This window comes from Mesorhizobium sp. M8A.F.Ca.ET.218.01.1.1 (assembly GCF_004791165.1).
Taxonomy (GTDB): domain Bacteria; phylum Pseudomonadota; class Alphaproteobacteria; order Rhizobiales; family Rhizobiaceae; genus Mesorhizobium.
Map to the genome: position 1 here is coordinate 112,585 of NZ_SRUZ01000006.1, position 23,117 is coordinate 135,701.

21 protein-coding genes are annotated in these 23,117 nt (G+C 63.7%); 6 read left to right on the forward strand and 15 right to left on the reverse strand.

The window, feature by feature from the left end; all coding sequences use genetic code 11:
- Nucleotides 1-67 precede the first annotated feature (67 nt).
- Nucleotides 68-1,264: an acyl-CoA dehydrogenase gene (locus tag EN861_RS21835; RefSeq protein ID WP_127279617.1), complete on the reverse strand. Its 1,197-nt coding sequence runs from the start codon at nt 1,262-1,264 to the stop codon at nt 68-70.
- A 102-nt stretch (nt 1,265-1,366) separates the two neighbouring features.
- On the opposite strand from EN861_RS21835, the gene EN861_RS21840 reads away from it, so the two are divergent.
- Complete coding sequence (locus tag EN861_RS21840) at nt 1,367-2,278, forward strand: LysR family transcriptional regulator (RefSeq protein WP_135865527.1); 912 nt, start codon at nt 1,367-1,369, stop codon at nt 2,276-2,278.
- Here the strand turns inward: EN861_RS21840 and EN861_RS21845 are convergent, their stop codons facing one another.
- The 8 genes from EN861_RS21845 to EN861_RS21885 form a co-directional block, all read right to left on the reverse strand.
- Nucleotides 2,279-4,603, reverse strand: a complete 2,325-nt coding sequence (locus tag EN861_RS21845) for a Tex family protein (protein WP_135865529.1) — start codon at nt 4,601-4,603, stop codon at nt 2,279-2,281. It abuts the gene before it with no gap.
- A gap of 332 nt (nt 4,604-4,935) precedes the next feature.
- Nucleotides 4,936-6,117 carry a serine hydrolase gene (locus EN861_RS21855; RefSeq protein WP_135865533.1) on the reverse strand — a complete coding sequence of 394 codons (1,182 nt, stop codon included), beginning with the start codon at nt 6,115-6,117 and terminating at the stop codon, nt 4,936-4,938.
- Nucleotides 6,118-6,150: 33 nt separating this feature from the next.
- Complete coding sequence (locus EN861_RS21860; RefSeq protein ID WP_135865537.1) at nt 6,151-7,347, reverse strand: serine hydrolase; 1,197 nt, start codon at nt 7,345-7,347, stop codon at nt 6,151-6,153.
- Between the two features lie 63 nt (nt 7,348-7,410).
- Nucleotides 7,411-8,445 carry an extracellular solute-binding protein gene (locus tag EN861_RS21865; RefSeq protein ID WP_135865539.1) on the reverse strand — a complete coding sequence of 345 codons (1,035 nt, stop codon included), beginning with the start codon at nt 8,443-8,445 and terminating at the stop codon, nt 7,411-7,413.
- A gap of 23 nt (nt 8,446-8,468) precedes the next feature.
- Nucleotides 8,469-9,269, reverse strand: coding sequence for an ABC transporter permease (locus EN861_RS21870; RefSeq protein ID WP_127275698.1), 801 nt, complete (start codon nt 9,267-9,269; stop codon nt 8,469-8,471).
- Nucleotides 9,262-10,182 carry an ABC transporter permease gene (locus EN861_RS21875; protein WP_127275699.1) on the reverse strand — a complete coding sequence of 307 codons (921 nt, stop codon included), beginning with the start codon at nt 10,180-10,182 and terminating at the stop codon, nt 9,262-9,264. Before EN861_RS21875 ends, EN861_RS21870 begins: the two co-directional genes overlap by 8 nt.
- Nucleotides 10,182-11,276 carry an ABC transporter ATP-binding protein gene (locus tag EN861_RS21880; protein WP_127869862.1) on the reverse strand — a complete coding sequence of 365 codons (1,095 nt, stop codon included), beginning with the start codon at nt 11,274-11,276 and terminating at the stop codon, nt 10,182-10,184. The genes EN861_RS21875 and EN861_RS21880 overlap by 1 nt, the downstream gene beginning before the upstream one ends.
- Nucleotides 11,277-11,415: 139 nt before the next feature.
- A complete protein-coding gene (locus EN861_RS21885) occupies nt 11,416-13,095 on the reverse strand; it encodes an amidohydrolase (RefSeq protein WP_135865541.1) in 1,680 nt (559 codons plus the stop codon).
- Nucleotides 13,096-13,356: 261 nt separating this feature from the next.
- On the opposite strand from EN861_RS21885, the gene EN861_RS21890 reads away from it, so the two are divergent.
- From EN861_RS21890 to EN861_RS21905, 4 genes are all read left to right on the forward strand, one after another.
- Complete coding sequence (locus EN861_RS21890) at nt 13,357-14,010, forward strand: TetR/AcrR family transcriptional regulator (protein ID WP_127869864.1); 654 nt, start codon at nt 13,357-13,359, stop codon at nt 14,008-14,010.
- A gap of 23 nt (nt 14,011-14,033) precedes the next feature.
- The gene (locus EN861_RS21895) at nt 14,034-15,065 is read left to right on the forward strand and encodes a histone deacetylase family protein (RefSeq protein ID WP_135865543.1); all 1,032 of its coding nucleotides are present in this window, start codon (nt 14,034-14,036) and stop codon (nt 15,063-15,065) included.
- A 470-nt stretch (nt 15,066-15,535) separates the two neighbouring features.
- A complete protein-coding gene (locus EN861_RS21900; protein ID WP_135865545.1) occupies nt 15,536-16,246 on the forward strand; it encodes a helix-turn-helix transcriptional regulator in 711 nt (236 codons plus the stop codon).
- Nucleotides 16,243-17,013, forward strand: coding sequence for a helix-turn-helix transcriptional regulator (locus EN861_RS21905; protein WP_135865547.1), 771 nt, complete (start codon nt 16,243-16,245; stop codon nt 17,011-17,013). The genes EN861_RS21900 and EN861_RS21905 overlap by 4 nt, the downstream gene beginning before the upstream one ends.
- On the opposite strand, the gene EN861_RS21910 is transcribed toward EN861_RS21905, so the two are convergent.
- The 6 genes from EN861_RS21910 to motA are packed head-to-tail and all read right to left on the reverse strand — an operon-like array spanning nt 17,003 to nt 21,836.
- Nucleotides 17,003-17,437: a hypothetical protein gene (locus tag EN861_RS21910; RefSeq protein ID WP_127275706.1), complete on the reverse strand. Its 435-nt coding sequence runs from the start codon at nt 17,435-17,437 to the stop codon at nt 17,003-17,005. The genes EN861_RS21905 and EN861_RS21910 overlap by 11 nt on opposite strands.
- On the reverse strand, nt 17,434-18,516 hold the full coding sequence (flhB, locus tag EN861_RS21915) for a flagellar biosynthesis protein FlhB (protein ID WP_135865549.1): 1,083 nt from the start codon (nt 18,514-18,516) through the stop codon (nt 17,434-17,436). Before flhB ends, EN861_RS21910 begins: the two co-directional genes overlap by 4 nt.
- A 3-nt stretch (nt 18,517-18,519) precedes the next feature.
- Nucleotides 18,520-19,533: a flagellar motor switch protein FliG gene (locus EN861_RS21920; RefSeq protein ID WP_127275708.1), complete on the reverse strand. Its 1,014-nt coding sequence runs from the start codon at nt 19,531-19,533 to the stop codon at nt 18,520-18,522.
- Nucleotides 19,534-19,576: 43 nt separating this feature from the next.
- On the reverse strand, nt 19,577-19,963 hold the full coding sequence (gene fliN / locus EN861_RS21925) for a flagellar motor switch protein FliN (RefSeq protein ID WP_127275709.1): 387 nt from the start codon (nt 19,961-19,963) through the stop codon (nt 19,577-19,579).
- Between the two features lie 17 nt (nt 19,964-19,980).
- A complete protein-coding gene (locus tag EN861_RS21930; protein WP_135865551.1) occupies nt 19,981-20,928 on the reverse strand; it encodes a FliM/FliN family flagellar motor switch protein in 948 nt (315 codons plus the stop codon).
- A gap of 32 nt (nt 20,929-20,960) precedes the next feature.
- Nucleotides 20,961-21,836: a flagellar motor stator protein MotA gene (motA, locus tag EN861_RS21935; RefSeq protein WP_015315920.1), complete on the reverse strand. Its 876-nt coding sequence runs from the start codon at nt 21,834-21,836 to the stop codon at nt 20,961-20,963.
- 157 nt (nt 21,837-21,993) lie between these two features.
- Between motA and EN861_RS21940 the strand changes: the two genes are divergently transcribed.
- A complete protein-coding gene (locus EN861_RS21940) occupies nt 21,994-23,115 on the forward strand; it encodes a DUF1217 domain-containing protein (RefSeq protein WP_135865553.1) in 1,122 nt (373 codons plus the stop codon).
- Nucleotides 23,116-23,117 lie beyond the last annotated feature (2 nt).

The following is a 23,117-nucleotide window of genomic DNA, read 5'->3' on the forward strand; positions in this document are numbered from 1 at the left end:
CCGCCATTCTCCAAGCGGATGTTGCGGCGCACCTAAACTAAAGAACCCGTTGCCGGCTTAAAGTCGCTCAAAAGAACGCCTGTATCCCCGTCTGCGCCCGTCCAAGGATCAGCGCATGCACGTCATGCGTGCCCTCATAGGTGTTGACGGTCTCGAGGTTCTGCGCGTGGCGCATCACGTGGTAGCCGATCTGGATGCCGTTGCCGCCATGCATGTCGCGGGCCTGGCGGGCGATATCGAGCGCCTTGCCGCAATTGTTGCGCTTGACGATCGAGATCATCTCCGGCGCCATCTTGCCCTCGTCGAGCAGCCGCCCGACGCGCAAGGATGCCTGCAGCCCAAGCGCGATCTCGGTTTGCATGTCGGCGAGCTTCTTCTGGTAAAGCTGGGTGCCGGCCAGCGGCTTGCCGAACTGCTTGCGGTCCAGGCCATACTGGCGAGCGCGATGCCAGCAATCTTCCGCCGCTCCCATCGAGCCCCAGGAAATGCCGAAGCGGGCCCGGTTGAGGCAACCGAACGGTCCGCCGAGGCCCTTGGCATTGGGCAGCAGCGCGTCCTCGCCGACCTCGACGCCTTCCATCACCACTTCGCCGGTGATCGAAGCGCGCAGCGAGAGCTTGCCGCCGATCTTGGGGGCCGAAAGCCCCTTCATGCCCTTTTCCAGCACGAAACCGCGGATCTCGTCCTTGCCGTTCTCGCCCTTCACCTTCGCCCAGACGACGAACACGTCGGCGACCGGCGCATTGGAAATCCACATCTTGGAGCCGGTCAGCTTGTAACCGTTGGCGGTCTTTTCGGCGCGGGTCTTCATGCCGCCGGGGTCGGAGCCGGCATCCGGCTCGGTCAGGCCAAAACAGCCGATCCATTCGCCACTGGCGAGCTTCGGCAGGTACTTCTTGCGCTGTTCATCCGAGCCATAGGCGTAAATTGGATACATCACCAGCGACGACTGCACCGACATCATCGAGCGGTAGCCGGAATCGACACGTTCGACTTCCCGCGCCACCAGCCCATAGGTGACATAGTTTGCGCCGAGGCCACCGAACTCCTCCGGGATGTTGATGCCGAGCAGGCCGGCCTCGCCCATCTCGCGGAAGATCGCCGTGTCGAAAGTCTCGTTGAGATACGCTTCCTCGATGCGCGGCGCGAGCTTGTCGGCGGCAAAGGCGGCAGCGCCGTCGCGCACCATACGCTCATCTTCCGAAAGCTGGCCCTCGATCAGGAACGGGTCTTCCCAGACGAATGCATTCTTGTCAGCGGCCATGGCTTTTCGATCCTTCGAAGGGTGAAGCCCGGCTTATCGGCCTGTGCCTTGAAAAAATCAAACGAAATTGCTTCACCGATCAATGAGCGTTAGGAATGGATCATGAGTGTCCAGCGTCGCCTTTTGCCCAACATCAGTGCCCTCGCCGCCTTCGAGGCGGTGGCCCGGCTCGGCTCCTTCACCGCCGCTGCCCAGGAGCTGGATTTGACCCAGGGTGCGGTCAGCCGGCAGATCCGGCTGTTGGAAGATCAGTTCGGCCGCCGATTGTTCGAGCGCGACAGCCGCAACGTCCGCCTGTCCACGGCAGGCGAAATCTATGCCGAGACGGTGCGTTCGGCCCTTGGCCAATTGCGCGACGCGGCGCTCGGATTGATGAGCAATCAGCATAGCGGCATCCTGAACCTCGCCATTCTGCCGACCTTCGGCACGCGCTGGCTGATGCCGATGATCCCCGATTTCGTCGAAAGCAACCCCGACATAACCATCAACTTCGTCACCCGTGTCGGCCGCTTCGACTTCGCCCGGGAGAGGCTGGATGCGGCCATCCACTTCGGCCTGCCGGACTGGCCGGAAGCCGACTCGACGCTTCTGGTGCGCGAAACGGTGGCGCCGGTGGTGTCGCCCGAATTCCTCGCCGGCCGCGCCATCGCCACGCCGGCCGACATCGGCCGTTTGCCGCTGCTGCACATGACGACGCGCCCAGGCGCCTGGACGGAATGGTTCGAGCATCAGGCTCTGAGCGCTCCGACCGGACCCGGAATGCAGTTCGAACAGTTCGGCACCGCCGCCCAGGCCTGCATGGCGGGGCTCGGCGTGGCGCTGTTGCCGCTGCTCCTCATCGAGGGTGAATTACAGCGCGGCCAGCTTGTGCCAGCGCCCGGCCAGCCGATGCAAAGCCGCAGCGCCTATTACCTCGTCGTTCCCCGCGACAAGCGCGGCTATCCACCGGTTGCCAGTTTTCGAGACTGGCTGCTGGGCCGGCTCGAGAAGGAGCCGGCTGTTCTGGCGTGGTAGCTACTTCCGCTTCAGCGCGTCCGCCAGCGCCGCGCCAAACGCACCTTGCTCTGCCGGCCGCTCCGGCTGGCGCTGCGGCGCCGGCGAGCGTGGCGCCGGCCTGCCGCCGCCATTGTCGCGCGGTCCGCCCTTCGATGCGCCGCCCTCGCCGCCATCCCTGCGCATGGACAGCGCGATGCGCTTGCGCTTGATGTCGACATCGACGACGCGCACCTTGACCACGTCGCCGGCCTTGACCACCTCATGCGCGTCCTTGATGAAACGGTCGGCAAGCTGCGAGACATGCACCAGCCCGTCCTGGTGGACGCCGATATCGACGAAGGCGCCAAACGCCGCCACGTTGGTCACCGTCCCTTCCAGCAGCATGCCGGGCTTCAGGTCCTTGATGTCGTCGATGCCGTCGGCGAAGGTCGCGGTCTTGAAGCCGGGGCGCGGGTCGCGGCCGGGCTTCTCCAACTCCGCCAGAATATCGCGCACCGTCGGCAGGCCGAAACGCTCGTCGACGAAGACACGGGGATCGAGCGCCTTGAGCGCCGCGCTGTCGCCCATCAGCGAACGCACGTCGCGCCCACAGGCCGCCACGATCTTCTTGGCCACGCCATAAGCTTCCGGATGCACCGACGAGGCATCGAGCGGCTCGCTGCCATTGGCAATGCGCAGGAAGCCGGCGGACTGTTCAAAGGCGCGCGGTCCAAGCCGCGCCACCTTGAGCAGTTCCTTGCGGCTGGCGAATGGTCCGGTCGCATCGCGATGTGCGACAATGGCGTCGGCGAGCGACGCGCCGAGGCCCGAGACGCGCGCCAGCAACGGCGCCGAGGCGGTGTTGAGATCAACGCCGACCGCGTTGACGGCGTCCTCCACGACAGCTTCCAGCGAGCGGCCGAGCCGGTACTGGTCGACATCGTGCTGATACTGGCCGACACCGATGGATTTCGGCTCGATCTTGACCAGCTCGGCCAGCGGGTCCTGCAGGCGCCGAGCGATCGACACCGCGCCGCGCAGCGACACGTCGAGGCCGGGAAACTCGGCCGCCGCCGCCGCCGAGGCCGAATAGACCGAGGCACCCGCCTCGCTGACGATCACCTTGAGCGGCTTCGGACCTGCCCCCGCGGGCATGTCGGACAGCATGTCGGCCACCAGCTTTTCCGTTTCTCTGCTGCCGGTGCCGTTGCCGATCGAGATCAGTTCCACCTTGTGCTGGCGGATCAGCGCGGCAAGCTCGGCCTGCGTGCCACGCACATCGTTCCTCGGCGGGAACGGATAGACCGTTGTCGTCGCCACCAGCTTGCCGGTGCCATCCACCACCGCCACCTTGACGCCGGTGCGGATGCCGGGATCGAGCCCCATCGTCGGCCGCGAGCCGGCGGGTGCTGCCAGCAGCAGATCCTTCAGGTTGCGGGCAAAGACGTGGATCGCCTCTTCCTCGGCCCGTTCGCGCAGGTCGCGCATCAGATCGAGCGTCAGGTGCAGCGACAGTTTTATCCGCCAGGTCCAGCCGGCGACCTCCATCAGCCAGCGGTCGCCCGGCAGGCTGCCGCCGATGGCATAGGCGTTGGCGATCATCCGCTCGACCGGCTTCACCGGCGAGGTGTCATCCGCGTCGACCTCGATGTCCAGCGACAGCACTTCCTCGTTGCGGCCGCGCAGCATGGCCAGCGCGCGGTGGCTTGGCGCCGTGGACCATCGCTCGACGTGGTCGAAATAGTCCGAGAATTTCGCGCCGGCTTCCTGCTTGCCATCGACCACCCTGGCGCGCAGGAAGGCGCGCTCCTTCATGTAGGTCCGCAGCTTGCCGACCAGATCGGCATTTTCCGCGAACTGCTCCGACAGGATGTCGCGCGCGCCCTCGAGCGCCGCCTTGGCGTCGGCCACCTCCTCGGTGACATAGGCCAGCGCCAATTCGGCGGGCACCAGGGCGCGATTGCCGAGAATGGCCTCCGCCAGCGGCCCCAGCCCGCGCTCCCTGGCGATTTCGGCCTTGGTGCGGCGCTTCGGCTTGTAGGGCAGGTAGATGTCTTCGAGCTCCGCCTTGGTGGCCGCCGCCGCGATCTTGGTTTCAAGCTCTTCGGTCAGCTTGCCCTGTTCGCGGATCGAGCCAAGGATGGTGGCGCGGCGCGCATCGAGCTCGCGCAGATAGGCGAGCCGCTCGGCAAGGTCGCGCAGCTGCGTGTCGTCCAGCCCGCCGGTCACTTCCTTGCGGTAGCGCGCCACGAACGGCACCGTCGCACCCTCATCGAGCAGTCCGATCGCTGCGGCCGCCTGTTCGGGCCGCGCCTTGATTTCGGCCGCGATGATGGCTGCGATGCGCTTGATGTCGGATGCCATGTTATTCCCACTCTTTTCGAAAAGAGCGGCGACCATAGGCGCCGACGTTCACATCGCCAACTGCTGAGCGCTTCGCCGGTGCGCGAGGTCCACAGGAAAGCATGTCTGCTATCGAACGTCAGCGTTGCCCCTCACCTGCCTGCCGGCGCCCTCTCCCCGTATAGTGACGGGGAGAGGGCGCTGTCTCACTGGCTTCGCCAATCACCAACGTCGCAAGAAGTGAGCCGACATTGCTGCCAGCTCCTTCTCCCCGTCCCTATACGGGGAGAAGTGCCCGGCAGGGCGATGAGGGGCGGCGCTACCGTTTGATAAACCGGCTCACCACCCCCAACTCAAATCATCCGGCTCAGCGCCTCGAAGAACGCGACGATCTCGACATCCAGCGGATCGTCGACCGGCTCCGGCTGCGACGACATCTTGGCGATCACCACTTCGGTCCTGGGATCGACATAAAGCCACTGGCCATGGATGCCGATGCCGCAATAAGCGCCATTTTCGAAGCCGGTCTGATACCATTTGTTGCGGTAGCGGCCCTTCGGGAACAACGGCAGCATCGCACCGCGCTGCCAGGCTTCCGAGCTGCCGCCGGTGACCGTGGTGTCGCGCACCCAGGCCTCGGGCACGATGCGGCGGCCATTGGCCGTGCCGCCTTGCCGCATCATCTCGCCGATGCGCGCCAGGTCACGCGGCGTCACCGAAATGCCGCCTGCGGTGCGTGCCGTGCCTTCCATGTCGACGCCGATCGAGGCTTCGCTGACGGCGCCGAGCGGCAGCCACAGTTTCTCGCGCATCAGATCGGGGAAGCGCTGTCCCGACGCCCGCTCCAACAGCAGGCCGAGCAGGTCGGAATTGGGCGAGCGGTAGCGGAAGGTCTGGCCATGCGGCTCGGCAAGCCGCTGCAAGGTCAGGATGAATTCGCGCAGGCTTTCGGTGCCGCCGCCGGGATTCCACAGCGTCGCGCGGCGATAGCGGGCGAAGGCGCTTTCCGGATCGAGATAGGCCTCCTCGAAATCGAGGCTGACGCTCATGTCGAGCACATGCCGCGCGCTGGCATCACCATAGGCCGAACCGACGGCTTCGGGGATATAGTGCGTCACCGGCGCCTTGGGGTCGAACACCCCCTCGCCTTCCAGTATGCCGGCGATGATGGCGGTCACCGATTTGCTGATCGAGAAGATGATGTGGCGGGCGCCGAAATCCATATACGGGGCGAACCAGTCACCTATGATCTTGCCGCCTTTCATCACCGTCAGCGCGTCGGTGCTGGAGCGCAAGAGAAACTCGGCCACCGTCTCTGGCGCACCGGCAACCGAAACCTTTTCGCCGAGCAAGCCGGCCAAGTCCCGCACAGGAGCTTCGACGACGCCCGGTGCCGCGGCCACACGTGCCGTCGGCACCAGTTCGCCGAGATTCTGGAATGACCAGCGGTTGAACGGGTTCTCGCGCCAGTTGCCGAGCAGCACCTCGTTGCGGCGGAAGCCGTAGCGGGTCTCGAACGCGGTCTTGCCGGTCATGGCGTTTCCTCCCAGTCATTTCTTTCTTGAGGTTCAGGCGAGCGCCGCGGCGATGGCGTGCACGGCCTTCAGCGTCGCCAGGGAATAGGCCATGTTGCTGAAATCCGGGTAGGTCGACAGCTTCACAACCACCATTCCGGTGTTCCAGTCGATGTGGATCAACTGCCCGAACACACCCCGGCACATCAGTGCCCGCGACCTGGAATTCTCGATCCAGAACTGGTTGCGGTAGCTGCCATCGGGCAGGCTGGCGGAGAAATCCGGACCATGCGTGCCAGTGCGCGTCGCCTCGATCCAGTCGGCAGGCACGATGCCGCCGCCATTGTCGAGGATCAGCTGGCCAAAGCGGGCGTAGTCGCGCAGCGTCGCGTTGAAGCCGCCATCGGCCAGCGCATAGCCGGCGCTGTCGACGGTGAAGCAGGCGCTTTCGTCGGCGCCGAGCTTTTGCCAGAGTTCCTCGGAAACCAGTTGCGCCAGCCGCTTGCCGGTCACCCGTTCCATGATGAAGGCGAGCACATCCGTCTCGATCGAGCGGTATTCGAACTGAGCGCCGTGCGGGCGCACCGTCTCTTTCAAGCCCAGGATCAGCTCGAACATGTGTGAGGGCCAGCGGAAATCCGGATCGCTGCCCGGTGGCACCGGCTTCCAGCCGGTGGCGACATCGACCTGGCCGATGTCGGAGTAGCGGTCGGTGTATTCCTCGGAAAAGCGCACGCCCGTCGTCATGTCCAGCACGTGCTGGACGCTGGCCCCGGCCCAGCCGGTAGCGCCGAGCTCCGGCAGATAATCGGTGACCGGCCTGGCCGGGTCGATCAGGCCGCGGCCGGCCAGTATGCCGAACACCGAGCCGGTGACGGACTTGGCCATCGATTGCGACAGATGCAGCGTGCGTTCGTCCATGCCGTTGAAATAACGCTCATAGGCGACCTTGCCGTGCTTGAGCACCAGGAACCCGTCCGTATAGGTCTCGTCGAGCAAGCCGGCGAGCGTCGAGGGCCTGCCCTCGCTGTCCTCGACCGCCAGTCCGTCGAGATCGACCTCGGCGCGTTCGAGACGACGGCGGTGGCCAGTGCCGCGCCAGACTTCAACGGTCGGCAGAATTTCCCTGATGTGCTGGAAGGCCCAGCGGTTCCATGGCGGCCTGTCCCAATCGAGCTTCGGCGGCACCATGGCGGGCGGCGAGCCCTGCATGATCGGCGGCCGCGGATCGCTGTTGCGATAGGAGTGCATGAAAGGCCATTCCCGGAAAGAAAAAGCCCGGCGGCATCCGCCGCCGGGTTCGTCATGCAGCGATTACTTCTGCAGTTCGGTCCAGATCTTGGTGTAGAGCTCCTGCGTCTCTGGCGCGCACATCTGCTGCAGTTCACCAAGCGGCTTGGCGTCTGCCGGGATGACGACTTCCGGAGCGTCCTTCATGTCGGCCGGCATATACTTGTCCGAACCGGTGATGGCATTGGCGTAACGGTGGAAGGCCGACAGGCCCGCCGCGTTTTCCGGATCCATGATGAAGTTCTGGAACAGCTTGGCGTTCTCGACGTTCTTGGCTTCCTTCAGGACGACGACGTTGTCGCTCCACAGGCCGTAGCCTTCCTTCGGATAGTTGAAGTGGATGGCCGGATTGGCCAGGCGCTGGCGCAGCGCCGAGCCGTTCCAGTCGCTGGTTGCCTTGAAGTCGCCGGCGCCCATCTTCTCGATGGTGTTGTATTCCATGGCGATCCAGTTCGGCTTGGCCGCCACCAGGAGATCACGCACCTTCTTCAGCACCGCCTTGTCGTTGGTGCACTGCTGGCCGCCGACATACTTGATCGCGGCGAACATCACGTCGCCCATCTCCGGCACGACGTTGGTCTTGCCCTTCAGTTCGTCAGGCGTGTTGAAGATGATGCCCCAGGTGTTGGCCGGGCCCTTGTAGGCATCGGTATTGACGACGACGCCGATCGTGCCCCAAGCCCACGGAACAGTGTATTTACGGCCGGGGTCGAAGTCGGGATTGGCCCATTCGGGCGCGATGTTCTTGGCGTTCTCCATCTGGCCCGGGTCGGTCTCCTGGACGAGGCCCTCCTTGATCCAGATCGGCACGTAGGTCTGCGAAGGCACGGCTATGTCGAAGCCGGTGCCGCCCTGGCGAACCTTGGCCAGCGCCGTGTCGTTGGAATCGTAGTCGGTGATCGTCACCTTGATGTTGTATTTGGCTTCGAACTTCTTGATCACGTCGGGGCTGGTGTAGTTGCCCCAATTGTAGATGTTGAGCACGCCATCGGCGCGGGCGAGGCCCGTCGAAGCGAGCAGCGCCAACCCCATGGCGGTCGCTGTGGTTTTCCAGTTCATCGTTCTAACTCCCATTATCGGTTTCAGTCTCGTTTCCTGCTGACGAAGAAAAACAACGTGACGATCGCGACCGAAAGCAGCAGGAAGGCGGTCGATATCGCGTTGATCTCGGGTGTGATGCCGCGGCGGATCTGGCCGAGCATGTAGGTGGGCAGCGTGTCCTGGCCGCCCGATTTGACGAATTCGGTGATGACGACGTCGTCGAGCGAGATGACGAAGGCCAGCATCAGCCCGGCCAGGATGCCGGGCCACAAAAGCGGCAGCGTGATGCGGCGGAAGGTCTTCCACGGCGTGGCGTAGAGATCTGCCGCGGCGCGCTCGAGCGTCAGGTCCATGTTCTCCAGCCGCGCCCGGATCGGCAGATAGGCAAAGGGAATGCAGAACGCCGTATGCGCGGCGACCAGATAGCCGATGCCGGAATAGCCGGTGAAGATCTTGATGCGCGAGAAGAAGATCAGCAGCGCCACGCCGGTGACGATCTCGGGCACCATCAGCGGCTGGTTGATCGCCGCGTATTTGAAGGTAAGGCCGGGATAGGACGCGGTGCGCGTGGTGGCGAGCGCGGCCATGGTGGCGAAGATGGTCGACAGCACCGCCGCGATGGCGCCGATCTGGAACGAGCGCAGCGTCGCATCGATGACTTGCGTGTTCTGGTATGCCGACTGGAACCATTTCAGCGAAAAGCCGCCCCACTCCGAGGTCGAGCTTGCCGCATTGAAGGCATAGACCACCAGCACGAAAATCGGCAGGTAGAGCACGATGAAGCATGTCGCCGCGATCGCGGTGAAGCCCGGCTGGTGCTTGATGGAGAAGTTGCTAGCCATGCCGCACCCCTGACTTGCCGGCATTGCGCACATAGGCAAGCAGCGCCGCCATGACGATGATCATCACCGTGATCGACAGGGCCGAGCCGAGCGGCCAGTTGCGGCCCTGTCCGAACTGCAATTCGATCAGGTTGGACAGCATCATGTTCTTGCCGCCGCCGAGGACGCTCGGCGTCACATAGGCGCCGAGCGCCGGAATGAAGACCAGGATCGAGCCGGCGATGACGCCGGGTTTGACCAGCGGGAAAATGATCTTGCGCAAAACCTTGAAGCGCGTCGCGTAGAGATCGTACCCCGCCTCGACCAGCCGGAAGTCGAGCTTTTCCATGCTGGCATAGATCGGCAGCACCATCAGCGGCAGGTAGACATAGGCCATGCCGATGAGGATCGCCGTGTCGGTATAGAGGATCTGGATCGGCGCCGAGACGATGCCGAGCTTCAGAAGGATGGTGTTGACGATGCCTTCGTTGCGGATGATCTGCAGCACGGCGAAGGTCCGGATCAACAGGTTCGTCCAGAACGGGATGGTGATCAGGAACAGCCAGAGGTCGCGTGTTTTCTCACTACGCGTGGCCATGAAATAGGCGGTCGGGAAACCGAGCGCCAGCGTGGCGAGCGTCGTCACCACCGCAAGCTTGATCGAGCGCCAGAAGATGGTGACATGCGCCGCCGCGAGCGACAGCGTATCGTCGAAAATATCACGTTCCAGGAATACCGACGTCCAGGCATCGGCCGAGAATTGCCATTTCACGTCGCCATAGGCGCCGGGGGTCAGGAACGAATAGACCAGCACGATCAGCAACGGGCCGGTCGCGGCAAACAGAATGACCAGCAGCGCCGGCGCTGACAAAAGCCAGCGGTCACGGACATCGCGCCGTTCCGCTGCCTTGGCGACTTCTTCCGCGGTCGCCATCAGTCCCTCAGCACTTGCGCGGCGTCGTTGCCGACGATGATGCCGACCTTGTCGCCGCGCTCGAAACCGCAGCCCGCGCTGCGCGTGTTCTGCTGGCGCACGGTGAAGGCCTCGCCGCTGTCGAGATGGACATGGATATGCGTGTCGGTGCCGAAATAAACGATGTTCTCGACCGTGCCCGACAGGTCGCCCTTGTCCTTGGTCAGCTTGGCATGTTCGGGCCTCACCACCACGGTGGCGTTGTCCTTCGGCTGAAAGCCTTCGGCAACGGTCGCCTCGATGGTGGTACCGGATTTGAGCGTCGCGCGCGCCTTGCCACTGCCGACGCCCGAGATGGCGGCGGTGAGGAAATTGGTTTCGCCGATGAAGTCGGCCACGAAGCGTTCCGCCGGCTTGTCGTAGATGTCCCAAGGCGAGCCGACCTGCAGGATCTTGCCCGACGACATCACCGCGATGCGGTCCGACATGGTCAACGCTTCTTCCTGGTCGTGGGTGACGAAGATGAAGGTGATGCCGGTCTCGTGCTGAAGCCGCTTCAGTTCGATCTGCATCTCCTTGCGCAGCTTGTAGTCGAGCGCCGAGAGTGGTTCGTCGAGCAACAGCACCTTCGGCTGCGGCGCCAGCGCCCGGGCCAGCGCCACGCGCTGCTGCTGGCCGCCGGAAATTTGGCCGGTGCGACGACCGGCCAGCGCTTCCATCTTGACCAGCTTCAACATCTCGGCGACGCGCGCCTTGATCTCGGCCCTCGGCTTGCCCAGCATTTCAAGGCCAAAGCCGATATTGTCGGCGACCGTCATGTGCGGGAACAGCGCGTAGGACTGGAAGACGGTGTTGACCGGCCGCTTGAAGGGCGGCAATGGCGCGATGTCCTGGCCGTAGAGCAGGATCTCGCCGGCTGTTGGAAAGTCGAAGCCGGCGATCAATCGCAGCAAGGTGGTCTTGCCGCAGCCGGACGGTCCCAGCAGCGTGAAGAACTCGTTTTCGCGGATGGACACCGAGACCTTGTCGAGGGCAGCAACCTGCCCTTCACCCGATCCGAAAATTTTGCTGACGTTTACTACTTCAATCGCATTCCGATCCGGTTTGTCCGGCACGATTACGCCTCACTGTTGACCCCGCTCTTGCTGGCGGAGTTTGTCCCCTGTTGGATGTGACCACATGGCCGGTAGGATGGCAAGCCCGGCATTGAATCACAGTTCAGTCAGTCCTTAGACAGCAAGCCTCATGCCATTGTCAGGCCTGATAGGTGATCTTGCCGCCGCAGATCGTCGTCACCGGCCGCAGCTTGTGCAGATCGGCCGGCGCCGTCTTCTCGATATCGACCGACAGCACCACCAGATCCGCCATGTAGCCTGATTTCAGCATGCCCTTGCGATGCTCGGCGAATTCCGCGTAGGCGCCCTCGACCGTGTAGGCGGCGATCGATTCATGCAGCGAGAAGCTCTGGTCGGGATCGTTTTCTGCCCACGGTTTGCGCAGCGCTGCCGCCTTGATGCCCAGGATCGGATCGATCGGCGATACCGGCCAGTCCGACGCGAACACGACATGGGCGCCGGCATCCTTCAACGTCCGCCAGGCATAGCTGAGCGGCCAGCGGGCCGGCCCGATGCGCGATACGGTCGGCTCCAGCGGGAAATCCATGGCGCCGGGCGGATGCGGCGGCTGCATGGAAGCGATGACGCCGAGTTCGGCAAAACGCGGCACGTCCGCGGCGGTGGTGACCTCGATATGTTCGACGCGATGCCGGCTGTCACGCTTGCCATTGGCCTTCTGCGCCGCCTCGTAGCCGTCGAGCACGGCGCGCACCGCGCCGTCACCGATCGAGTGCACCGCGATCTGCAGCCCGCGCCTGTCGATGGCGACTGCCAGATCGATGAACTGCTGCGGCGTGAACAATGGCTCGCCGACCCAGTCGGGTCGATCGGCATAAGGCTCGATCATGACCGCCGTCCAGGAATCGAGCACTCCGTCGTAGAACACCTTGACCATGCCCGATGACAGCCACTCGCTGTCGTAGCGTTCGGCCATGACGGACGCCTTGTCGAGCATGTCGAGCGTCATGAAATTCTTGTAGTGGAAAGGCATCTGCACGCGGCATGGCAGGCCTTCCTCGGCCTCGATCTCGGCCAGCAGTTCGAGCTGGTAGAGGTTGCCGTCCATGTTCTGGATCGAGGTGATGCCGTGGCGCGCGCACCAGGCAAGCCCGCGCCGCATGATGTCGCGGTCGAAAGCCCGTTCTTCCGCCGACGGCATCGGGTCGGGCTCGCCGCCGGTCGCCAGGCCCAGCCGCACGCGGCCTTCGCCGGCGAGGTCGAGAACCGGGCCGAAGGCCTCGCCTTCGCGCAGTTCGCCCGCCGCCAGGCCATCGTCGCCCATGACGATTTCATTGCCCGGCCCAAGCGTGCGCCCATTGAGGATGCCGGCCAGTTCAAGCGCCTTGGTGTTGGCCCACATCGTATGGTGGTCGGGGGCGGCCATGACGAAAGGCCGGTCCGGCAGGATCGCGTCGAGATGGTGGCGCGTCACCCGCTCGTCGTCGAGCACGGTGTAGTCGACGCTCTGCCCAACCAGCATCCGCGCGTCGGGATGCGTCGCTGCATAGTCGCGGATCGCCTTCTGCAGCGCCTCGAACCCATGCACGCCAGCCAGTTGCAGATGGGCGAGCTCGGCGGCGCCGGAAAACAGATGCATGTGGGCTTCGATGAAGCCGGGCAGGACTGATCCGCCAAGCGCATCGATGACCTTGGTAGCCGGTCCCTTGAACTCTTCGATGGAGGTGCTGCTGCCGATGGCGATGATGGCGCCGTCCTTGACGGCAACGGCTTCGGCGGCGGGATTGTCATTGTCCATGGTCAGCACACGACCGTTGAGGACAATCAGATCCGCACTATGACCCGCACCCGTGACCGACATCGCGACTCCGCGCTTTTGACGACTGACTGAGACCGGCAAAGCTCGTGCCCAACGACCCGCCACACCACGGAGCGTGGGCTATCGGACAACGAATGATGCCGGCGCGCTGTCTTCGAGATTCCCCTTGTTATCCCGAGAGACAGTGTGGATAAAAGAATGCGACTGATTATTCGCGTTTGTCAACATGCCGGATTTAGAATGTATTGTGGACAGCACGCTCCGCCTGTGTTGGGACCAGGGGGGGAACGAGGGCATCAAGCAGTGAAGCGCAGTCTCGACCGCAAAACCAGGATAGCGCTTGAACCGCGCAAGCAGCCGCGGCAACAACGGTCCAGCAAGGTGGTCGACAGGATTCTCGACGCCGCGCTGATCCTGACGCGGGAGCAAGGAACCAAGACGCCGACGACGCTCGCCATCGCGCAGCGCGCCGGCCTGTCGGTCGGTTCGGTCTACCAGTACTTTCCCAACAAGGAAGCCATTCTTCTGGACCTCGCCAGGCGCTGGCTGTCATCCTTTCCCGAAGTGATCGCGCGGCGCATCAAGGTCGCCCCGCCGACCAACCGGGAAGAGTTTCGGCGTGAAGTGCGCAAGCTCTTCATCGACACCTCGAAGCTCTACCTCGAAAACGCCACCCTGATGCCGGTGATCGAGGCCATTTCGGGCAATGCCGACCTGCGGCCGATCCAGAACGAATATGACGACCAGATCATCGCCCTCTATGCCGCATGGCTCCAGCATGTGAATCCGGCGCTCGAAGGCAAGATCGCCAGCCGGCTCGGCGTTGTGATGATGGAGGTCGGGCATGCCTGCCGGCTCGTGGGGCTGAAGAAGGACCGCAGGACATTCGACCTCATCGAGGACGATGTCGAAACCATGTGGCTCGCTCTGCTGAGCCCCTATCTCAATCTTGGCTGATTTTGTACTTCGAGAGGAATTTCATGAAGACTGTCTATTCGCCGCTTCACGCCGGCCATGCCGGCCAGATGGAACTGGTTACTTCAGCCATCGTGCCCGGCTTCGAGAAGCCCTCGCGGGCGGAGTTCATCAAGGCGCGGGTCGAAAGCGAGAAGCTCGGCGCGATCATCGCACCGGTCGAGCACGACCTTGCCGCGGCCAAGCGCGTCCACAGGTCAGACTATATCGACTTCCTGCCGACCGTCTGGCCGCAATGGATCGCCGAGGGCCACACGGGTACGGCGATGCCCTTCACCTGGCCGACGCGCGGCCTGCGTGGCGACGTGCCGCCCAAGCGCATCGACGCCCTGCTCGGCTATTATTCCTTCGACGGCGGCGCCACCTTCGTCGAGGGCACCTGGGCCGCGATCAAATCATCCTATGACGCGGCGCGGACCGCCGCCGGCCTGGTCAAGGACGGCGAGAGAGCGGCCTTTGCGCTCTGCCGACCGCCCGGCCACCATGCCGGGGCCGGCTTCATGGGCGGCTACTGCTACATCAACAACGCGGCGGTCGCCGCGCAATGGTTCCGCGACCAGGGCGCCAAACGCGTCTCGATCCTCGACGTCGACTATCACCACGGCAACGGGACGCAGGAGATCTTCTATGACCGCGCCGACGTGCAGGTGATCAACCTGCACGGCGATCCGATGGTCGAGTACCCGTTCTTCCTCGGCCATGCCGACGAGCGTGGCGCCGGCGCCGGCGAAGGCTTCAATATCAACTATCCCATGCCGTTCGGCACCGGCTGGGACGCCTGGAACGTCTCACTGGAAGACGCCTGCGCCAGGCTCGCCGCCTACGCGCCCGACATCGTCGTCGTCTCGCTCGGCGTCGACACTTTCGAGAAGGACCCGATCAGCCAGTTCAAGCTGAAGACATCAGACTATCCCAAGATCGGCCGGCGCATCGCCAAGCTCGGCCTGCCGACGCTGTTCGTCCAGGAAGGCGGCTATGCCGTCGAGGAGATCGGCATCAATGCCGTCGGCGTGCTGACCGGCTTCGAGGACCGGTAGATCGTCGTCCAGGGAACGCAGCCGGCTGCGCGGAAGACGGACAAAGGAAGGGTGGCGTCAGCCGCCCTTTTTTGCATCCACCGGCACCCCATGAGGCCATCGCAAACGCCATGGCCGGCCCGTGCGGCTCGACGTTCCCGCCATGGAAAGGCACGGAAACCGGCCGCTGAGTCGCAGGCAGAGTCCCCCAGATTCGATTTTGTCAAATCGCGTTTGATGTCAGATTCATCTGCGGGTAGATTAGACCCGAATCAGCCGGTCCTCGGGGGGCGCGGCGACCACCCAAAGTCTCACGTTCCGGATTTTTCCGGCGCCAGACGCGGACGTCTTCGCGTTCCCTGAATGGATTCCGTCTGGTTGGGCGCGGCCCCGCGCCTCGTGTGTGTCTCGTAAAAGTAACGCGTTTTCGAGTTCGGCGGCTGGCTCTCCAGCAACCGGACATCAGAACCGATTCCGGCCAAAAGCAGCAGATGAGCAGTCCCGCCGCGCCTCTTCAATCCGACACATTAGGCTCGCGCCTGACGTCGCGCGGTGATCTCACCAGCTTCTTCATGGAGCTGACCGCCGAGATCGGCGCCGACAGCTACATGCTGGTCGCCATCGTCCATGACCAGGACCGCAACGATGCGCGTATCGTCTCCTCGAACTGGATCTTCGACGTCATCGAGCTGATCGGCAAGCGGCTGATCGCCGGCCTTGCCCAGGGACCGCTCACCGCGGCACCCGGTATCCGTCCGACACCGCTGGTGGCGGCCCAGGCGCCGGAGGCCGACGGGCTGGTCTCGGGCGAAGAAGCCCGGCTCCTCGACGTGCTCGGCCATGCCGAGATCTATTCACTGCGGCTGAATGTCGGCCGTCAGCGCCTGTTCGCCTTGTTCTCGGCGGCGGCCGCCGGCCGGATCGACCAGCCGGCGCTGATGAGGGCGCAGCTGAAATGCTGCTACGCGCTCTCGCATATTCCGCAGTTGATCGCCGCCGCCGCCATGCAGGATCCGCTGTCGGACCGCGAGCGCGAATGCCTGTTCTGGGTTTCGGAAGGCAAGACCACCGACGAGGTGGCGGTCATCCTTGGCGTCTCCTCCAACACCGTCAACAGCTACATCACCCACGCCATCCAGAAATTCGCGGCCTCGAACCGTGCGATGGCCATCGCCACGGCGATCAGGAGTGGCATCATTTGAAACACGCCGACATCAAGGACACCGCGGAAGCCCTTTTCAACGAGCAGCGCAGCCCTTTCGGCGCCTTCTCGCTTGGCTCCGAAACGCATCACGCCGTCACCATTCCCGATGCGGTGCGCCGCTGCCGCTGGATATCAGTCGACATCAACGCCTCGGCCTTCGGCCTGTTCTTCGTCAGCCCGTCGCCCGAGCGCGCCCGGCTGGTCCCGTGCTTTGATTCCGATTATCCCGGCACCGCGGTGGCGACGAAGTTCATTTCGGGCGCCAATGGCGAGGAGATCGTGCGCCATAGCCGGATTTCGACCGAGCCGCGCTGGTGGACCGATGATGGCGTGGCGGCCATGGCCGGCATGTTCGGCAGTCTCGCCTGGACCGGACAGATGGCGCCGCTGACACCCGGATCGAGCGGCATTGCCTTTCCCGTCCATGCCGATCGCGGCCAATGCGGGCTCGTCGTCTTCCTGGGATCGGAGATCGCGCTGCCGCAGGATGCGCTCTACGAAATCCACGCTCGCTGCTTCTCGCTGTTCGCCGCCGTCGCGCGCATGCGTCCGGGCGATGCCGGCAGAATGCGCTCGATCTCCAAGCGCGAGCTCGAATGCCTGAAGCTGACCGCCAACGGCAACACCAGCGAGGAGATCGCGCGGCTGCTGAAACTGTCGGTGCATACCGCCAACCAATACCTCACCCAGTCGACCCAGAAGCTCAATGCCGTCAACCGCAACCAGGCGGTCGCCAAGGCGCTGCGGCTGGGGCTTATCGAGTAAGAGCTTCGACCTTGCGGATGCGGGCCTGTTCAATCACAGCCTCCAGCAGCGCCGTATTATGCTGGGGGTCTTCGCCCGGTTTTTCAAACGACACGTAGTTGACCACGACCGTGTTGCCGGTCTCGCTCAGCGTCAGCTGGAAATAGACGGTCACGCCGGGTGGCCTGAGCTCCAGGTCGAGCACGATGCGCGGGCTGCCGCTCCAGTCGACATGCGCTTCGCCGCCATGGCCGAGCCTCAGCGTACCCGGCATGAAGAACAGCTCCGCCGCTGAATCGACCAGATCCGACAGGCAGGCGAAATGCTCCAGCCGGATGAAGGCGATATAGTCGGCGACGTCGATCAGTCTGAGTTCCACCACCACCTGTTCGATGGCGCTGGCGACGATGATCTCGCGGGATTTTGCGTGCGGTTGGCGGTTCATGAAATCTGTCTGCGCTCAGCCTTTTTCGAGTAGACGATCCGCACCAGTTCGGCGACGGCCTGGTAGAATTGCGACGGGATCACATTATCGACCGAAACTTGCTTGTACATGGAGCGGGCGAGCGCCACGTCCTCGAAGATCGGGATGTTATGTTCCTTGGCGATTTCGCGAATTTTGAGCGCCACGAGATCCTGCCCCTTCGCCACCACCAGCGGCGCCGAATCCTCGTCGCGCACATATTTCAGCGCGATCGAGAAGTGGGTCGGGTTGGCGATGACAAGCGTCGCGCGCGGCACTGCCGTCATCATCCGCTTGCGCGCCCGGTCGCGGGCCAATGAACGCAGCCGCGACTTGACGATCGGGTCGCCCTCTGACTGCTTGAACTCGTCCTTGACCTCCTGCTTGCTCATGCGCAGGTCCTGCCTCCAGTGGAAGCGCGACCAGACGATGTCGACCGCTGCGATCAGTCCCATGACGAAGACGATCGCCACCAGTATGTCGACGGCGATGCCGCGGATGACGAGGCCGAAAGCGACCGGATTGGTGATCATCCCGGCAAGCAGCTTGCGGTGATCCTCCGACAGCGTGAAGGCGAGCACGGCGATGGCAAAACCGACTTTTGCAAGGGACTTCAGGAATTCGACCCAGCCCTGGGCGCCGAACATCCGGTTCCAGCCCTTGACGATCGAGATGCGTGACATCTGCGGCCTGATCCGCTCGCCGACGAATTGCGGCATGTTCTGCAGCACCGAGGCGCCGATCCCGGCAACGGTCAGCAGCACCAGCAGGCTGAGCACGGCGCGGCCGACTTCCAGCATCACGATCTTGTAGAGGTCGATGACATCGGTCTCGGTGTCCATCGGCCAGGCCTCGGGCTTCTCGAGAAACATCGACAGGAACATGCCGAGCTCGACGATGGCGTCCTTGGCATAGAAGACGGTAAACACCAGTATGGCGACAAAGGAGGCCAGGATCGCGGTTTCCCTCGAATGGGGCAACTTGCCCTGTTCGATGGTGTCGCGGATCTTCTTTTCCGTCGCCTCTTCGGTTTTCGAATCCTTGTCGACGGCGTCGGACATGCCTTAGGCGGCGTTCTGCGTCGAGGGAAGTTCGAATGCGCCTTCGCGCGACAGCCGGATGGTGGTGGTCACGATCGTCTTGCGTGCCGCCATGATGTCGGCGGCGGGGACACCCTCCGACCCTTGCCCGAGTTCGGCCTCGATCATGCGCCGGGAGCGGGCGCCGATCGCCGACAGCACCGCTTCGGCCAGTGCCGCCGACGTGCCGCGCAGCGCCAGCGTGACAAGCTCGGTCGACAGCCCGTCGAACAAAAGCACGCGCGCCTTCTGGGTGAGCAGCGGCAGGTCGTCGAAAGCGAACAGCCGGGCCCGAACACCGTCGAGGTCGGGCGTGCCGGCGGCTTCGAGATCCTGCATGACCTCGTCGAGCAGGGGCTTTTCCAACTCGTTGAGCACGCTGGCGACGCGCGCCTGCCCGGCCGACGTGTCCTTGGTCGAGGTGTCCGACAGCACGCTGGCGCGCAGCCTGTTCTCGACGATCCTGGTGGCGGCGGCCGGAACGTTGGCCATCGTCACCATGCGCTTGATGATTTCGCCGCGCATTGGCTTCGTCAGCGTCAAAAGCACGCTTGCCGCCGCCTGCGGCGCCAGTTTCGACAGCACCATGGCCGCCGTCTGCGGATGTTCGCCCGCGAGGAAGGCGCCGAGCCGCGCGGGTTCGAGCTTTTCGAGATCGGGCCAGATCGGCGGCGGCCCTTCGGGCGCAGCCTCCGGCTTCTTGTTGCCCATGATGGCGCTCATCTCTTCGGGCGAGAGCGACTCGTTGAGGATGGTGTCCATCCTGTCGGCGGAATCGAGCAGGCCCGCGCCTTCGGTGAATTCGGCCTCGAATTCGGCGACGATACGCTCGAGATCGCTCTGTGGAATGGTCCTGAGCAGCCGGGCGCCCTCGATCAGCGCCTTCAGCTCTTCCTGCTTGAAGAATTTCAGCAGGCGGCTGGCGGACGGTTTGCCCATCGCCACCAGTATGGCGGCCGCCTTCTGTGCGCGTGTCAGGGTCGTCAGCGGCGTTGTCATGCCTTTCGCCTCCGCTGCCATCGGCAAGCCCTGCCAGCCATGTCTAGGCGCCCTTCGTGCCGGCGATGATTTCGGTCAGCCTGATGCCGAAGCGCGAAGGGTCGCTTTCGAGCACGGTGATCTCGCCGCGCGCTATCTTGCGGCCATTCACCACGACATCGACCGGTTCGCCGATGCGGCGGTTGAGCGCGACCGTCGAACCCTTCTGCAGCGCCATCAGATCGGCAACCGCCATCTCGGTGCTGCCGAGGATGATCTGGACATCGACGGGGATATTCATGATGACGCTGGAATTGGCCGATGCCGCGGCCCTGGCTGCCATCTCGGGGCGCTGCTCTTCCTCATGCAGGACCCCGCGCAATTCCTCGATGGCGCGATCGAGTTGCTCGTCCGGCTGATCGAGCTCTGGTTCTACCTTGGTCTTGGCCATGCGTCGTCTCCAAAAGCTCAGGCGCGCCCGGCACCGGCCGGCATGAGCCCATCGATGAAGTCCTGCCCGGCATCGAAAGGATGCCTGATTCGGACGGTGTAATTCTGCCCCAGTTTGCCGAACTCGCATACGAACAGCGTCTGGCCGCGCGCGCCGAGGCGAGCCCGTGATTGCGCCGTCTCATCGAAATCGATGACCTGGCCCACTTCGAGATTGGCGAGGTCCCCAAGCGTCAGCCGCGTCAGCGGCATGGTGGCTTCGAGCGCCACGGTCGAGCGCATCACCTCTTCCGAAAAGCGAGCCCGCCAGCTGGTGACGTGATCGTCCTCGCTGACGCCGGCCGTACCGTCGCGGCCGGCCAGCACGATACGCTGCGGCATCATCACCGTGATCGAGCCGCTGTCGACCGGCGTCGAGATGCCGAGGACGATGCGGATCGCGGCGCCGTCGCGCAACACGTGCCGCCTGGCCTCGAGGCCCGACATTGCGCGCGGCGCGGGCAGCCGCAGTTCGAGCGAGCGCTGCCCCGATCCGTTCAGCGCCTGCGCAACCTCCTGGAACACCATGGACGAGACATCGGCTTCGATCTGCGACAGGTCGCGCTCGATCGGCGACACCGGCATGTCCGGGTCGCCGCCGAACAGCGTCGAGACGATGATCGCGATCGCGGCAGCGTCGATGACGAGGGTCATCGCATCGGAGGATGCCGGTGAGCCGACAACGGTCATGGCGAACGTCTCGCCGGCGCGCGAACGCGCCTCGGGGACACGGCTGATTTCCACGGTCCTGAGGTCGACGCTCACGGGAGTTCCAAGCTCGCTCGAGAGCGCCTTCTGCAGCAGCGGTACGGCCCGTTCGGCCATGGCGCGGCCGGCGTCGATGACCTGGTCGGCCTCGCCGCTGTCGCCGACCAGGCGCTCGATGATCAGCGAACGCGCTTGCGAGGGGCTGCCCGGACTCGTCATGACAGTTTTGGCACCGGTCTGTCGCGCATCGCTCAGGCGGCCTTCTTCTCGGCGCTGCCGGTGTTCATCGTGCTCTGCTCGACGGCGTCGATGGTCGGCCGCTCATAGGAGGAGATGGTCTTGCGGCCGAACTCGATCGCCACCTGCGGCAGCGCGCCGTTCATGTAGGCGAGCAGCGTCTGCTTGACGATGATGTAGAGGCGGTTCTTCTTCTCGCGCACCGTCTTGATCTTGGTGGCGACAGGTCCAACCACCGCATAGGACAGGAAGATGCCGAGGAAGGTGCCGACCAGCGCGGCGCCGATCAGGCCGCCGAGGATTTCCGGCGACTGGTCGAGCGCACCCATCGCCTTGACCACGCCGAGCACGGCGGCGACGATGCCGAGTGCCGGCAGGCCGTCGCCGACCGCGACCAGCGCGTGATAGGCCTTCATCTTGTCGGACTTGATGGTCTGGATTTCCTCGTCCATCAGCGCCTCGATCTCGTGCGAGCGGGCATTGCCGATGATGATGATGCGGCAGTAGTCGCAGATGAAATTCATCAGGTCGTGATTCTTGAGCACGGTTGGAAAGGCCTGGAAGATCGCCGACTCCTCCGGATTGTCGATATGCGCCTCGACCTCGCTGCGCGACTTGGAGCGCAGCTCGCGCATCAGGCTGTGCAGCACGCCAAGCGTTTCCAGATAGTCCTGCTCCTTCGGCACAGCCTGCTTGAAAGCTTCGAGAATGCCCTTGCCGGTATCCTTGACCGTCTTCATCGGATTGGCGACCAGGAAGGTGCCGAGCGCGGCCCCGCATATGACCACGGCTTCCCATGGCTGCACCAGCACGTGCAGATGCCCGCCCATGGCCATGAAGCCGCCAAGGACGCAGCCGAGCGTCACCACAAGTCCAATCAGAATGCCCACGACCGGTCCTTCCGCATTTCACGTCGGACATGGGATAGCCCCCGTGCCTTGTGTGAGGCTTGAATCGGAGCCGTCATGGGGTCGAATGTTGGCGATTCAGTTTCGCGCAAGGAAGTGAGCTTATTGTGCTGGCATAGCTTCGGCCGGAGGCGCGTCCTTGCTCAGTACCTACACCAGCTACCAGTTGATCACCAAAGACATCAACAAGTCGATCGACCGTATCGAGCAACAGCCGACGGTCGATCGCGATACCAAATATTATCTCGCCAACATCACCAAGGTGAAATCGATCGACGATTTCGTCAACAACGACCGCTTGTTCAAATATGCCATGAAGGCCTACGGGCTGGAGGACATGGACTACGCCAAGGCCTTCATGGTCAAGGCGCTCAAGGAAGGCGTTTCCAACCCCAACAGTTTCGCCAACAAGCTCACCGACAAGCGCTACGCCGCATTCGTCACCGCCTTCAACTTCGCCGCCAACGGTGCCGATGCGACCATCTACAACAAGGCGCAGCAGCTGGTGGCGAAGAACTACGCCACGCAGGCGCAAATCGCCGGCCTCGATCCGAATTCCGCCTATGTGAAGGGCGAGACGACCTACTATCTTGCCAACATCACCAAGGTGAAGTCGGTCGACGATCTGATGTCGAACAGCCGGCTCTACACCTACGCGCTGGCGGCGTACGGCCTCGATTCGGCGACGGAGAACAAGGACCTTATCAAGCAGGTCCTGCAGGGTGGCGTGCGCGACCCCAACAGTGTCGCCAACAAGCAGACGAACCCGGCTTACGCGGGACTGGCCACGGCCCTCAACTTCGAACAATACGGCGAAAATGCCACCACCATCAATCCGGCGCAGCAGCCGACCGTCGACAAATACATGCGCCAGACGCTGGAAGAGGATGCCGGCCAAACCAATGAGGGCGTGCGGCTGGCGCTCTATTTCAACCGCAAGGCGCCCGACATCACCAGTTGGTACGACGTGTTGGCCGACACCGCGCTGGCCAGCGTGGTGCGCACCGCGCTGGGGCTGCCTGATTCCTTCGCCACCGCCGACATCGACAAGCAGGCGCAACTGTTCGAGCAGAAGCTCGACATCTCGGATTTCACGGATCCCGTGAAACTGAACAAGTTCCTGACCCGCTTCACCAGCATGTACGAGATCAACAACCCGACCTCGACGGCCGTGACATCGATCAGCGTGCTCTTCGCCAAACCGGTCACATCGGGCATCTCCACCGACCTGATGATGGCCATGCAGAAACTGAAGTTCTGATC

Coding starts and splice junctions, on each gene's coding strand:
- EN861_RS21860 (WP_135865537.1), bottom strand. CDS start 7,347: ATGCACTCCTATCGCAACAGCGATCCGCGGCCGCCGATCATGCAGGGC.
- EN861_RS21910 (WP_127275706.1), bottom strand. CDS start 17,437: ATGAACCGCCAACCGCACGCAAAATCCCGCGAGATCATCGTCGCCAGC.
- EN861_RS21895 (WP_135865543.1), top strand. CDS start 14,034: ATGAAGACTGTCTATTCGCCGCTTCACGCCGGCCATGCCGGCCAGATG.
- EN861_RS21930 (WP_135865551.1), bottom strand. CDS start 20,928: ATGACGAGTCCGGGCAGCCCCTCGCAAGCGCGTTCGCTGATCATCGAG.
- EN861_RS21840 (WP_135865527.1), top strand. CDS start 1,367: ATGAGTGTCCAGCGTCGCCTTTTGCCCAACATCAGTGCCCTCGCCGCC.
- EN861_RS21875 (WP_127275699.1), bottom strand. CDS start 10,182: ATGGCGACCGCGGAAGAAGTCGCCAAGGCAGCGGAACGGCGCGATGTC.
- EN861_RS21870 (WP_127275698.1), bottom strand. CDS start 9,269: ATGGCTAGCAACTTCTCCATCAAGCACCAGCCGGGCTTCACCGCGATC.
- EN861_RS21885 (WP_135865541.1), bottom strand. CDS start 13,095: ATGTCGGTCACGGGTGCGGGTCATAGTGCGGATCTGATTGTCCTCAAC.
- EN861_RS21900 (WP_135865545.1), top strand. CDS start 15,536: ATGAGCAGTCCCGCCGCGCCTCTTCAATCCGACACATTAGGCTCGCGC.
- fliN (WP_127275709.1), bottom strand. CDS start 19,963: ATGGCCAAGACCAAGGTAGAACCAGAGCTCGATCAGCCGGACGAGCAA.
- EN861_RS21920 (WP_127275708.1), bottom strand. CDS start 19,533: ATGACAACGCCGCTGACGACCCTGACACGCGCACAGAAGGCGGCCGCC.
- EN861_RS21845 (WP_135865529.1), bottom strand. CDS start 4,603: ATGGCATCCGACATCAAGCGCATCGCAGCCATCATCGCGGCCGAAATC.
- EN861_RS21835 (WP_127279617.1), bottom strand. CDS start 1,264: ATGGCCGCTGACAAGAATGCATTCGTCTGGGAAGACCCGTTCCTGATC.
- EN861_RS21855 (WP_135865533.1), bottom strand. CDS start 6,117: ATGACCGGCAAGACCGCGTTCGAGACCCGCTACGGCTTCCGCCGCAAC.
- EN861_RS21865 (WP_135865539.1), bottom strand. CDS start 8,445: ATGAACTGGAAAACCACAGCGACCGCCATGGGGTTGGCGCTGCTCGCT.
- flhB (WP_135865549.1), bottom strand. CDS start 18,516: ATGTCCGACGCCGTCGACAAGGATTCGAAAACCGAAGAGGCGACGGAA.